The following is a 13317-nucleotide window of genomic DNA, read 5'->3' on the forward strand; positions in this document are numbered from 1 at the left end:
ATCATACGGTAGCGCCTGATTTACTATATAAACTAAGGGTCACTCTTCAATAAAACCACCCGACTGGTGTTCCCACAAACTAGCGTAGATGCCCTTTTGGTTTATGAGCGCTTTGTGCGAGCCTTCTTCCGCAATAGTGCCGTTATTGAGCACAACAATCCGATCCATTTTTTGAATCGTACTTAAACGGTGGGCAATGACAATGGCGGTTCTGTCTTTCATTAACTCCCACAGGGCGGCTTGGATGAGCTTTTCGCTTTCGCTATCGAGGGCACTAGTGGCTTCATCGAGCACCAGGATCGGGGCGTTTTTTAGTATTGCCCGAGCGATCACAATTCGTTGGCGCTGGCCGCCGCTTAATTTTATACCCCGTTCACCAACGGTAGTGTCGTAGCCTTGTGGTAAGCGGGAGATAAACTCGTGAGCATGAGCCTTTTTGGCCGCCGCAACAAGCTGTTCTTCGGTGGCGCTAGGGTTGCCATAGGCAATGTTTTCGCGAATACTGCGGTGAAAGAGTAGCGGTTCTTGTGGTACGTAAGCGATCGCACTGCGGAGATCATCTTGGGTGATCTTGGCGATGTCTTGCCCGTCGATCAAGATCCTCCCTTTATCAAGATCGGAAAATCTCAAGAGCAAGCGAGTCAAGGTTGTTTTACCCGAACCCGAGTGGCCAACCAGACCAATTTTTTCACCGGCGGCGATCTTCAGTGAGAAATCGGTGAACAGAATATCATCTTTTGAATCAGCGTGGGCAAAAGTGATGTTCTCAAAGTTGATAGCGCCATCTTTAATGCGCGACACTTCGGGTGACGGGGTGTCTTGAACAGCCGGGTCGGTAGCAATAATATCCACCATATCCCTGGCATCGCCAAAGGCGCGATTGTATTGCCGCAAGGTGCTGGTGCTGAATTCCCACAGCCGATTGGTGAGGTTGCCGGTGTAGTTCAAGATCAAAAACACGGTGGCGATGTCGCCGTTTTTAAAAATCACCACGCTGGCAATCGCAATCGTAAGTGAAACGGCCATGATCGAACCGTTAATGGTACCAAAGATTGTGTCGCGTTTGCTGACGGCTCGCATAACTTTTAGGCCGGCTTGGCGAGTTTTTTCGGTCGCATTAGCGTACGTTTCGGCTTCAATATTGCCACTGGCAAAACTTTTGACTGCCATCACGTTGGTTAAGCTATCAGCGAGCATGCCGGTTTGAGCGCTCGAGGCCGAGGCTTCTTCGGCGTGCAGCTTACGAACCGGCTTGGTAATAAAGAAGGCGCTGACCATAAAAATAGCTGAAAACACCAGCAGGGCAGCCACATATAACGGCGCCTTGGGGAGCAAAATAATGATGGTAATGGCGAAGGCCATGATCAGTGTTGTCATATTAAAGACAGTAGTATCGGCAAACCGAACGTAAGCACTGACCAGCTTGGTGCTTTGCGACACCAGCGAGCCACCAAAGTTATTAGCATGAAAACTCGCACTCTGCTTCATGAGGTGTTTAAAGATGCGCTGCGATAGGTCGCGGGCCACCAACAGCTCGAGTTTCCAGATGAGCAAGATCACCACTCGCCAAGCTATGGCGTTACCAACTAGTACCAGCACGGCGTAGAGCAGGATGTCATTACCAAAACTACCCCACAAGTCGCCACTGTCGAACTGGCCTTTGCTTAAGCGGTCGAGAATGCCGGCCACGATTAATGGCGGAATAAATTGTTGAATTAATAGCGTAAGGGGAACGCTGGTAAAAATACCCGCAATGTATCCCGGATATGCTCGGGCATGTTCCCAAAAAAGTTTTAAGGTGTCTTTGACACGACGCTCTTTCATAGAGGATCCTTTTTGATTATTGTTACTGGTTTGTTATTAGGTGTATGTGCAGAAGACTAGTGAAGCAGGCGCTTTTAGACGCACACTAGAGTCATGCCAAGAATAGTGGGCTGTAGAGAAAATGAAGCCATATTGCTTCTACCATAACAGATTGAAGCCTGAACTGCAATCTGAATTATAGGCACGGACGGCACAAAAAGTCCTGTCAGGCAATATCTTATCGTGATATACAAATTATTAACGATTTGCTATACTTTTGTCTGATGCAAAAAATCTTATTGTATTACAAATTTACCCCGCTGGCCGACCCAGAGGCGATTAAGCTGTGGCAAAAGACCTTGGGTGAATCCCTTAATCTGAAAGGCCGAATTTTAATTTCGAAGCACGGCTTGAACGGTACGGTGGGCGGTGATATTGAAGATTTAAAAAGATATGTTAAAAGCACAAAAAGCCACCCGGCGTTTAAAGGGATTGACTTTAAGTGGAGCGACGGCTCGCGCGATGATTTCCCCCGCTTAAGCGTGAAGGTTCGCTCTGAAATTGTCGCTTTTGACGCAGCCGATGAAATTGAAGTAAACGAAAAAGGGGTGGTTGGTGGTGGCCAGCACATTACGCCCGAGCAAGTCCACGAACTGGTGGAAAAATATGGCGATGACGTGGTGTTTTTTGACGGCCGCAACGCGTATGAGGCGGCGGTTGGAAAGTTTAAGAACGCCATCGTGCCCGATGTTCGCACGACCCGTGACTTCAAAAAAGAACTTGAAGATCCAAAATACGACGCCATCAAAGACAAGCCCGTGGTGACTTACTGCACCGGCGGCATCCGCTGTGAAGTGCTGAGCAGCATGATGAAAAAGCGTGGTTTCAAAGATGTTTACCAGATTGATGGCGGCATTGTGCGTTACGGCGAGAAATTTGGCGACGACGGCCTATGGGAAGGTTCGTTGTATGTGTTTGATGGCCGGATGAACCAAAAGTTTTCGGATCATGCAAAAGATATTGGTGAATGTGTGCATTGCGGCGCAAGCACCAGTAATTACGAAAATTGTGCTAATAAAGCATGTAACAACTTGATCTTGCTCTGTGAGAATTGCAAGCAAACGACCGATGTTTGTTCGGAGGCTTGCAAGCTCGCCCTGACTGTGTAAGCGCACGATATTTACTTTATAAAAGTATTATGTTATAATAATTTAGTCAGTTTTTGACCGTTTGTTGAGAAGGAGAAACGTGTCCCGTTGGACCTGGCGTCACTCGTTGGCCGCCCTGGCGCTATTGCCGCTCGCGATTGTTCTGTTTGCGTTCAGTCACGAACCGGCCAGAATTGCCGGAGCGCCAACGGCAACGCACACGAGCTCTTCCGCAGCCGAAATGGCCTTCGTGGGAGAACTTCGAATGGAGGGATTCACCCCCAACACGGCCGGCGCCGTCCGACTGTCCACCATGGGCATTGAGTGGGCAAAAGCCGATACAGGGTTGACCCTCCTCGGGCGACGCATCGTGCAGGTGCGGCAGGGCACGATGTTCTGCCAGCTTCCCACTTCGCCCCAACTGCCGGAATTCGGCGTGCAAGCGGCTCTGGAGGTGCTGGCGCTCGCGACTGCCGAAGCAAATCATGTTAGTTTCGTGCCTGGGCCGGCTGGGCCGCGCGAAGCCGACGTAACGATCAACTACGCGGGATGGCAGCTGACGCTTAGCTGTCATAAGCCCCTTTAGCAACACCCCCCACAGTTCACTCCGAACTGTGGGGGTGCTCATATTATGACCATTGTGACGTGGTTTACAAAAAGCAAAATTCATGATATTGTACTAAATATCCGATCGAACCTTCGTTTTTACGTCGAAAGGGGTACGTCATGCAGCGCACTCGTGGTTTGGCAACGGCTGTCTTTTTGATGGCTTGTTTGGTTCTGGCTACTGTGGCGGCGCAGCTGCTCAAGCTCTTCACTTCAGAAGAGCCCAGCGGCCCCGAGCCGGTCATCCAGACGGTCAATGGCGTTCGCGCCAGTGTGAGTGATGGCCATATGACTTGTCCGCTGTTCGACAAGCTAGAACTGGATGACGCCACCGCCAAACTGGCCTATAGGGCCGCCAAGCGCCTCGCGGCTGACGCGCCGTGGCAACCAAGCGAGGCCTTACAGGATGTGGCTGATTTCACTGTCGAAGTGAATGGTCGTACTGTCGTATTTACCTGCTATCGCGACAACAGCACCAGTGAGTAGCGCACTCGTTCGTCGGATAGCCTCTGAACTTCCGCCGCGAAGTTCAGAGGCACATCCCAGATTCTTCGCCCATCGGGGCATTTTTATTTGTATAATACTTACTAGTGAACGAAAAACTACAAGAAAAATTAAAAACTCTTCCGCGCTCACCGGGCGTTTATTTTCATAAGTCAAAAACCGGTGAGATTATTTACGTTGGCAAAGCGGCGGTGCTTAAAAATCGAGTGCGGCAGTACTTCCAGAGCAAACGCGACATGGATATCAAAACCCTGGCTCTGGTGGCTGAAATTAACGACACCGACTGGATTACCACCGAATCCGAAATCGACGCCCTGTTTTTAGAAAGCGAGATGGTCAAGCGCTACAAGCCCCGTTTTAATATTTTGCTGCGCGACGACAAAAGTCAGTTGTTTGTTCGTATAAACATGAAGGATGCCTACCCTTACGTTAGTTTCACTCGAGGCCCAGCTGATGACGGCGCTGATTACTACGGACCCTACTATAATGCGGCGGCAGTGCGAAAAGCGCTGCAATATTTACGGAAAGTGTTTCCGTATTCTACCCATGCTGTTATGCCCAAACGGGTGTGTCTACAGTATCATATTGGGTTATGTCCTGGCGTAGAGGAGCAAAAAGTATCCTCGAGCGATTATAAGCAAAGTTTGCGCAAGTTAATTCGGTATTTGAAGGGCGAGCGCAAGGCCTTGATGCAAGAACTCGAACGCGACATGAAAAACGCCGCCACCGAGCATAACTTTGAGCTAGCCGCTGCACTACGCAACAAGCTCAATAACCTTAAAGAACTACAGCGACGCATTATGTTTGGCGATGCGGAATTCTTGGATATTAGTAAAGATCAGGCTTTGGTTGGGCTGCAGGAATTATTGCACTTGTCGCAAATTCCTCGCCGGATTGAAGGCTACGATATTTCGCACATGAGCGGCACCAATAACGTTGCCAGTATGGTGGTGGCCACAAATGGACTGGCCGATAAAGCTGAATACCGCAAGTTCAAAATGCGCCTACCGGGCAATAACGACTTTGCCCATATGCACGAAACACTCAGCCGGCGCTTTAGTGGCCGCCACCTCGATTGGCCGACGCCTGATTTGCTGCTGATTGATGGTGGGAAAGGACAGCTCGACGCCGCCCTCCGGGCCCTAGAAGAAAAATCGCTAACTATTCCTGCGATTGGACTGGCCAAACGTGAAGAAGAAATTATTGTCCATAAAACACGCTCGAACGTTGAGTTTGTGCGCCAGAGCGATAGCCTGCCGGTGGGCACGTTTGTTGGTGAGAGTGATGATTTTTTCGTAATTCGTTTGCCAAAAGACTCGCATATTGTGAAGCTGCTACAGCGAATTCGGAATGAAAGCCACCGCTTTGCCGTGAGCTATCATTCTACTCTAAAACGCCAAGGTGCTACCAAGAGTTTACTAGACGACATTCCTGGTGTTGGGCCGGCAACGCGTAAAAAAATAGTGACGGCTTTTGGCAGCGTTCGTGGTATAAAAACCGCCAAGCCGGAACAAATTATTGCGGTAGTTGGCCAGCGTCAAGCCAAGCGGATTATTGATTGGCTTGCGGGCACAAAATAGCTGCGAATACTGGCATTCAGCCAATGTTATGTGCTAGCCTAGTACAGAATGAACCGACACTTCCCACCATCTTTTTTTGCCGGTAACCGTCAGCGGGCCATTGAAAGGTTGCGGGGTGCTGCTATCGCGCTTACAGGATATGTGCAGCTGCAGCGGATCAATGATATTGGTCAAAGTTTTGAGCAAGAATCTAATTTTTGGTATCTCACCGGGATAAACGAACCAGGCTGGCAGGTAATTATTGATGGCAAGCGTGGAAAGGCTTGGTTAGTGCAGCCGACTATTAGCCGTGAACAAGAATTATTTGGTGGTTGCTTAACGGCCGAAGAAGCAGTAGCAATCAGCGGGATCGATGACATCATTGATCAAACGGCGTCGCTGAGTATCTTGCGGCAAATGGCCCGAACGCACAGCTTGGTATATACTTGCGATCAGCCCCCGACGCACGGGTTGGTACCAAACCCAGCACCGCGCGAATTCCGGCAACTGCTTGAGCGGCATTTTAATAGCGTGCAAGATTGTCGCCAGGAGTTGGCTACCATCCGTAGTATCAAGCAGCCACTCGAGCTCGAGGCTATTAAAAGAGCCGTAAAGATCACACTTGAAGGCTTTGAAAAAGTGCGCCGCCAACTACAAAATTATCGCCATGAATTTGAAGTTGAAGCTGATTTTAGCCATACATTCCGTCGACAAGGTTGCCACCACGCTTACTTACCAATTATCGCTGGCGGATCAAGAGCCTGTACGCTGCATTATGAGAAGAATAACCAGCCGCTAAAGAAGCGCCAGCTGTTACTAATGGATGTCGGCGCCAGCTACGGACACTACGCTGCCGATATTACGCGCACCTACGTTACGGGCGATCCAACCAAGCGCCAGCGTGACATTCACGATGCCACCCGCGAAGCTCAAAAAGAGATCATACAGTTATGCCAGCCTGGCATGCCGCTTTCAGATTACCGCGAACGAGCCGATGCTATTATGGAGCGGGCGTTAGTTGATCTTAAGCTTATGGAGCCTGGCGATCGCGATGCTTTTTATACCTATTTTCCTCATGCGGTTGGTCATGGGCTGGGGTTGGACGTTCATGATAGTATGGGCGCGCAGGCGTATTTTCAGGTTGGTATGGTTATAACGGTAGAGCCGGGAATTTATAGCCGTCAAGAAGGAATCGGCGTGCGAATTGAAGACGATATCTATATTAGCGAAGACGGCCCGGTAAACTTAAGCGCAAAACTTTCGACGAGCATAGGTTAGGTGGTATAATGAAGGGTAAATTATGAGAAAACAATTTTTCGTTTTTTTGCTGCGGTGGCTATTAAGTTCATTTGGTCTTTGGCTGTCGCTACGGCTTTTAGGCCTATTCGGCGCAAATTACGATGAACCTGGCGCGATTGGCATGTTCTTTGTGGCCGGTTTTGTCATTTCAATTGTCAATACACTGCTAAAACCGATTATAATAATACTATCGTTGCCGGCAATTCTACTGACATTGGGCTTATTTACCCTTATTGTCAATGGTTTTTTGGTCTATATTTCACTGCTATTGGTGCCTGGCTTCGAAATTTCATTTTGGGCGGCGGTATTTACTGGTATTATATTGAGTTTAATAAATTACGTATTGAGCGGGCTGCTTGAACTACGTAAAGCGAAGGAGTTTTAAATGGATATTACAGCAATTTTACAGGGTGTAACGGCCGTATCGGCAGTTTTAATGATACTTTTTATTCTTTTGCAGACCCAAGGAGCGAGCTTGGGTGCCGGATTTGGCAGTTCGGGCGAATTTTTTACCACTCGTCGCGGTATCGATAAAAGCTTGTTCGAAGCAACAATCGTTATGTCGGTTATTTTTGTGCTGTCACTCTTAGCAGGGTTGTTACTCGCGTAAGGATACTCTTATGGACGATCCGCAGGAAACCAGCAGTTGGCGCCGATTTCACCGCTTAAAACCTTCTCGTAAGCAGCTCGGAAAAAAAGCCCGAAAGCTGGAACTTGCAACTTTGCGGCATGCGCATAAGTTTCTTGTAAAGCGCTGGATAAATGTCCGCGAAGTGCGGCGCCATATGTTGGGCTGGTTAGTGCTTGTTGCCCTTTTAATCGGCGCCACGGGCCTACAATTTAACTGGTACCGTGGCTCGTACACCGCTCAAGCGGCGGTGCCGGGCGGTACTTATGCCGAAGGTGTAGTAGGGCCGCTTGATATTGTAAATCCGTTGTTTTCTGCTAGCACGGCTGAGCTTACCGCCAGTCGTTTGCTGTTTTCGGGGTTATTGGCATACGATGAAAAAAATCAACTGCGCGGGGAACTGGCCGAATCGTGGCAGGCAAGCCACGACGGCAAAATATACACGGTAAAATTGCGTGAAAATGCCGTCTGGCACGATGGCCGGCCGATTACCAGCGAAGATGTGGTATTCACGATCAATCTAATAAAAAATCCGGAAACGCGGTCGCCGTTGCGGTCGAGCTGGGAATCGATTGATGTCGCTGCTCTAAACAATCAGACGGTTGAATTCACATTACCAGAAGCCTACGCTCCGTTTCCGCACGCCCTGACCTTTGGGGTAGTGCCTCAGCATCTATTAAAAACAGTCCAACCCGGCTTGTTACGCGAAAGTGCTTTTAGTAAGGCACCGGTAGGCAGCGGACCATTTGCTTTTAGGAATGTGCAAATTATTGATGCCGCCGAGGAGCGAAAAGTCTTGCATCTGCGGGCTTTTCGCGACTATTTTGGCGGTGCGCCGCAGCTTGATCGCTTTCAACTTCATATCTATAAGGATTCCGATCAACTGTACGCGGCCTTAGTGAGCAACGAAGTCAATGCCGTGAGCGGCCTAAGTAGCGCGACAACTAAAAAATTAGATAAAGCTCGTTTCGTTACCGAAACGCTGGCCATTAATAACGGTACCTACGTTTTGTTTAGAAACGACGGTCCAATTCTAAAAGACCTGACAGTGCGCCAAGCGCTACGACTCGCTACCGACACGGCAGCGATAATTAATAAAGTCGGCGGCGCGCTCCCTTTGCATGGCCCAATTATTGGCGAGCAATACGCCAGCGTTATGAGTATGAAGCCCCCCGCGCATAACATCGCCGAGGCCGAGAGATTACTAGATAAAGCCGGCTGGAAGAAGAATGCCGAAGGTGTTCGAGTTCTAAAAGATCGAGAACTTTCAATTATGATGGTTGCGGTAGAAAGTGGTGATTACCCCCAGGTACTCAGTGAGCTTGCCGGGCAGTGGCGCCGGATTGGCGTAAAAGTCGATACCCGACTGATGAACCCTGAGGACGTGCAGCAAAGTGTTCTTCAGCCACGTGCCTATGACGTTTTGCTGTACGAATTTGCGATTGGTGCTGACCCGGACGTCTATGCCTACTGGCATTCGTCACAAGCCTCGCAAACTGGTTTAAACTTCGCAAATTATAGCTCGCAAATTGTTGATGACGCACTTGAAAGTGCACGCTTGCGATCCGAGGTGCCATTAAGGGCAGAAAAATACAAAACACTTACCGAACAATGGCTGGCTGATATTCCGGCAATCGCGTTGTATCGTCCGGTGTTGCACTATGCAACCACCACTGATGTTCGATCAATTGCCGATAGGTCGGTAATTGTTGATCTTGCTGATCGTTTCCGGGGCGTAAAGTACTGGACGGTCGAGCAGGGGCTCCGGTTCACGACTCCTTAGCCTTTGGGCGTACCGAAAGATGTGTAAACAGGGTTGCAGTTTTTACGAAGAATCTGTACAATATCGTTTGTTACTCATGCGCGAATGGCGGAATTGGTAGACGCGCTAGCTTGAGGGGCTAGTGCCCGTTTTAGGGCGTGGAGGTTCAAGTCCTCTTTCGCGCACCATGAATTTATAAAAAATATCTCACAAATTTTGTGGGGTATTTTTTATCCCAAAAAGGGAGTTCTTGGATGACTTCGGGGAGCTAAAGACCGCTCTCGTGCCATATTTCACCGTACTCACATAGTAGGCGTCACAACATGCTTATGGTATTATGAAAGGAATATATGACGAGACGAAAATATGAATAAAATCGCTACATATTTACAGGGGCATCTGCAGGGTGAGGTGCTTGTGGGGCCGAGGGCGCGAGCAACTTATTCAAAAGATGCAAGTATTTTAGAAAAGTTGCCTGATGCAGTGGTCTTTCCTAAAGATACCCAGGATGTTCGTAAGATTGCCCGTTTTGCCTGGCAGCTAGCTGAAAAAGGCCATGTTCTATCGCTGACGGCGCGTGGCGCTGGCCAAGATACTACCGGTGGGGCAATTGGCGCCGGCATTGTGATTGATATGTCTCGCCACTTAAATCGTATTCTCGAGGTTGATACCAAACGGCGATTAGCGCGGGTACAGGCGGGAGTTTCGGCGCAGGTATTATCTGAGGCGCTGTTTTTACACGGATTGTGTTTCCCGCCACTGCTTGACGCCGATCCTCGTAGCACGATTGGTGGCGCACTCGCCAGTAATTACGCCGGAAAACGGGTAGGGAAGTACGGTGGTATGGCCGCTTGGATTGATCAAGTCGAAGTCGTGCTCGCGAACGGCGATATTATGCAAACTGGCCGGCTAAGTAAGAAAGAGCTCAACAAGAAAAAAGGCCTGACTATGTTTGAGGGTGAAGTCTATCGCACGGTTGATGGCATTTTGACGGATGAAGCCGATCAAATTAACGAGCAGCTGACTGGGGTGGCATCATCTTTGGGCTACAATATTGCTGCCACCAAACAGAAGGACGGTTCGCTGGATGCCACTGCGCTACTGCTTGGTTCTCAAGGGACACTTGGGCTGGTAACTGAAGTTATTTTGCGGTTGGTGCCATACAGCCCTGGCATCGAGACGGCCGTTGTCGCTTGCGATAGCCTTGAAGCAGCACTTGATGCCACTGCAACCATTCGAAGCCTTGAGCCGGCAGAGGTAACCCTTCTAAGCCATAAAGAACTACAATTTGCTCAGCAGCAACAAGGGATTGCCTACGAAGGATTGCTAGGTGAAGACATGGAGCAACTGCCGCAAGCATTGTTGTTCATTACATTCGATGACACAAACGAGCGATTGCGCCGTAAAAAAGCTAAACGGCTTGAAAAAGCCCTCAGCCGTATAGGCAACACCGTCTTTCGATCAGATGACTACGACATTCAACGTTCGTGGCGACATTTGTACGAGCGGACTCTCTCGGCTCTCACATTTGATGAATCGGAAGGCAGAGTCGCAGTGCCATTTGTCGATACCATTACTATCCCCGAAGGACAAATCGAAAATTATCTCCGTGGCGTACAAGAACTAAGTACAAAGCTGCACGCCACCCTGCACGTATGGGGTGACCCGACAACAGGCATTTTCCAAGCCCGAGCCCTACTTGATATGCGCCGCGTAACGGACCGACAAAAAATCTTCCGCTTAATTGATGAATACTTGACGTTGGTGCTGCAGCACGACGGCGACTTTGGCGTGTTTACTGGCGAAGGAAGGCTATTGGCACCATTTATCGCCAAGAAATATCCCAAAGAAGTACTCGAGCTCTTTATTCAAGTCAAGAAGGCCTTTGATCCTTTCAATATTCTTAACGCCGGCGCCAAAACCGGCTTCGATCCAAAGAAGCTGGTACCGCTGGTGACCGACGATTATTCTCCTTATAAATAGCTTGAACTTGCGTGGCAGCTAGGGTATAGTAAAAATATTGTGCGCGAATGGCGGAATTGGTAGACGCGCTAGCTTCAGGTGCTAGTGTCCATTCGGACGTGGAGGTTCAAGTCCTCTTTCGCGCACCAAGAATTTATTACAGATAGAAGAGTGTTCCACAAAGTGGGGCACTTTTTGTTTTGAGTAAATTATTATCTGTTGTACCGGTTCAAGTCCTCTGTGGTTGGTAGGACTGTGCTTATGATTTTTATTGCGGGTATTACGAATCTAAATAATGACTTAAGGCAGCAAAGGACTCCAGTCGAAATGGATTTGCTAGCATGATAAACCCGTCGCCCCGGGTCTATCGTTATGCGACAGATGTGGGGCGACGGGGGTGGAGGTTAGGCGGCCGCAGTGAGCGGCCTCCCGAACCAGAGCGATCCCCAGGCGAGCCTGCAGGTAAGCTCGTTTGGCTGATCCGGCTCAAGTCGCGCCCGAGCTACACGGTAGACCTCTCGGTCCGTCTCGGTTCGCGGAAATTCACTGCGCGGGCTGTCGCCCGTCAGTACTCCGAGTACCTCGTTCAGGAGAGATTCGAGAGCTTCGGCGGGACGACCACGCAGGGAGGGCATAGACGACGCCATGTCATCCAAAATGATCTTCAGCGTGTCGGCGTTGAGCCCGAGCTTGCTGGAAATCGACTGGTTCACTATTACCTCTTCAAGTTGAGGGTAATTACAAATGTTATAATAACATATATAGCTTAATAAAACAAGGACTTTGTTGCGGGGCTTCATCTAGGGAGACGGTATTGGTATATAAAACTTTTTCAGTCTCAAACTCGGAGATGTATCTTTCCATTGCAATACGACCAACCTAGTTCAGTTAGTTTTTTCGTACATCAGAATTATGCTAGGCTCTAATGTGTTCCACGACAGGTCGATGTGGTGCACCAGGATATCATGACGGATAGAAATGTTCCACAAAGTGGACATTTCTTTATTGCTATTTCTGTGTGCAAATCTGGCTTAAACTCTTTGGTTATCGTCGCTATACTGCAAGACGCCACTGCCGAAATGCTTTTAGAATACATCTTTGTATTGCGGCAAGATTTAGAGTAAAGCTAGGATGCTCCCACCAATTGTCATCATGACGATACAAGCTTTGTCGGCCAAAGACAGGCCGCGCCAAAGTACAAACGGTTGTTATTGACATATCATTTAATAAATGGTATTATTTAATAAGTTGCATAATCCTTTTTTGCAACCCGGCCTGAAATGAGTAGCAACGTGGAACTGACTGAGCTTCATGGAAAACTCGCCACCCGCCCGTATGGCGATGGCCCCTGCTACGCAGTAGCTCTATGCGTTACGGACGAAGCCCGTCACGAAGCCCTTTTGTTCATTTCTTGGGCTCTATGGTCGACGAAGGACCAAGAGAACAGGGAACATCATGAAGCAGCCTTTAGGAGGTTCCTGGAAGAGTTCGACGGCACATTCGAACTCCTCGCGTTTGATTTTAAGCCCGAGGAGTATCCAAGGTTGGCCGACCTCGCGCCACATGTCACTTCTGTGACAGTAGAGGCCATGTTGCCGTAAAAATCTAACACTTAGCCCATCCCGTCGCGGATGTCGGCACTCAGCTGCTCATTTATGAGAGCCGGCGCCCCAGATGACTTTATCTGGGGCTGCTTGCTTTGTAATTATCATTCTTGCACTAATATTTTTCAACAGATTGCGCTGAAGATAGACAGAAATCCTACCCGCACGACGTCTAGTAATTTAATTTTTGACATTTTAGTGACTCCTTGCTAGAATAATTAAGACTTTTAAGGGCGCTTAGCTCAGTTGGCTAGAGCATCTCGTTTACACCGAGAGGGTCGGGGGTTCGAGTCCCTCAGCGCCCACCAAGAGATTATAATCATATCAACAATTTGAGCATTTCAAAAAGTCAGCACTAATGGGTGCTGACTTTTTGAAGCCTTCTGTGCGACAATGGGCAAGTTGCGTTGAGGTGTTACGCTTTTATATTAATATCCAATAC

General features: G+C 48.9%; 12 protein-coding genes and 3 tRNA genes. 13 read left to right on the forward strand and 2 right to left on the reverse strand.

Annotated features, from left to right (window positions below; all coding sequences use genetic code 11):
- Positions 1–39: 39 nt before the first annotated feature.
- On the reverse strand, positions 40–1824 hold the full coding sequence (locus VD907_01665; protein ID HYG83565.1) for an ABC transporter ATP-binding protein: 1785 nt from the start codon (positions 1822–1824) through the stop codon (positions 40–42).
- A gap of 263 nt (positions 1825–2087) precedes the next feature.
- Between VD907_01665 and VD907_01670 the strand changes: the two genes are divergently transcribed.
- The 11 genes from VD907_01670 (at position 2088) to VD907_01720 (ending at position 11420) form a co-directional block, all read left to right on the forward strand.
- A complete protein-coding gene (locus VD907_01670; protein ID HYG83566.1) occupies positions 2088–2972 on the forward strand; it encodes a rhodanese-related sulfurtransferase in 885 nt (294 codons plus the stop codon).
- 79 nt (positions 2973–3051) lie between these two features.
- Positions 3052–3537, forward strand: a complete 486-nt coding sequence (locus tag VD907_01675; GenBank protein HYG83567.1) for a hypothetical protein — start codon at positions 3052–3054, stop codon at positions 3535–3537.
- A gap of 140 nt (positions 3538–3677) precedes the next feature.
- Complete coding sequence (locus VD907_01680) at positions 3678–4043, forward strand: hypothetical protein (protein HYG83568.1); 366 nt, start codon at positions 3678–3680, stop codon at positions 4041–4043.
- Between the two features lie 104 nt (positions 4044–4147).
- Positions 4148–5641, forward strand: a complete 1494-nt coding sequence (locus VD907_01685) for an excinuclease ABC subunit UvrC (GenBank protein HYG83569.1) — start codon at positions 4148–4150, stop codon at positions 5639–5641.
- A 48-nt stretch (positions 5642–5689) separates the two neighbouring features.
- A complete protein-coding gene (locus VD907_01690) occupies positions 5690–6898 on the forward strand; it encodes a Xaa-Pro aminopeptidase (protein HYG83570.1) in 1209 nt (402 codons plus the stop codon).
- Between the two features lie 22 nt (positions 6899–6920).
- A complete protein-coding gene (locus tag VD907_01695) occupies positions 6921–7304 on the forward strand; it encodes a phage holin family protein (protein ID HYG83571.1) in 384 nt (127 codons plus the stop codon).
- Positions 7305–7529, forward strand: coding sequence for a preprotein translocase subunit SecG (gene secG / locus VD907_01700; GenBank protein HYG83572.1), 225 nt, complete (start codon positions 7305–7307; stop codon positions 7527–7529).
- 10 nt (positions 7530–7539) lie between these two features.
- Positions 7540–9330 carry a peptide ABC transporter substrate-binding protein gene (locus tag VD907_01705; GenBank protein HYG83573.1) on the forward strand — a complete coding sequence of 597 codons (1791 nt, stop codon included), beginning with the start codon at positions 7540–7542 and terminating at the stop codon, positions 9328–9330.
- A gap of 78 nt (positions 9331–9408) precedes the next feature.
- Positions 9409–9497 (forward strand) — tRNA-Leu (locus VD907_01710).
- Between the two features lie 178 nt (positions 9498–9675).
- Positions 9676–11292, forward strand: coding sequence for an FAD-binding oxidoreductase (locus VD907_01715; GenBank protein HYG83574.1), 1617 nt, complete (start codon positions 9676–9678; stop codon positions 11290–11292).
- A gap of 41 nt (positions 11293–11333) precedes the next feature.
- Positions 11334–11420, forward strand: a tRNA-Leu gene (locus tag VD907_01720).
- 255 nt (positions 11421–11675) lie between these two features.
- Here the strand turns inward: VD907_01720 and VD907_01725 are convergent.
- Entirely contained in the window at positions 11676–12071 is a 396-nt protein-coding gene (locus VD907_01725; protein ID HYG83575.1) for a hypothetical protein, read from the reverse strand.
- A 480-nt stretch (positions 12072–12551) separates the two neighbouring features.
- Between VD907_01725 and VD907_01730 the strand changes: the two genes are divergently transcribed.
- Together VD907_01730 and VD907_01735 are read left to right on the forward strand one after the other, a co-directional pair.
- Complete coding sequence (locus VD907_01730) at positions 12552–12872, forward strand: hypothetical protein (GenBank protein HYG83576.1); 321 nt, start codon at positions 12552–12554, stop codon at positions 12870–12872.
- A gap of 234 nt (positions 12873–13106) precedes the next feature.
- Positions 13107–13183, forward strand: a tRNA-Val gene (locus tag VD907_01735).
- Positions 13184–13317: the final 134 nt, after the last annotated feature.

The sequence above is a fragment of the Verrucomicrobiia bacterium genome (assembly GCA_035629335.1).
Taxonomy (GTDB): domain Bacteria; phylum Patescibacteriota; class Saccharimonadia; order Saccharimonadales; family Saccharimonadaceae; genus DASUUR01.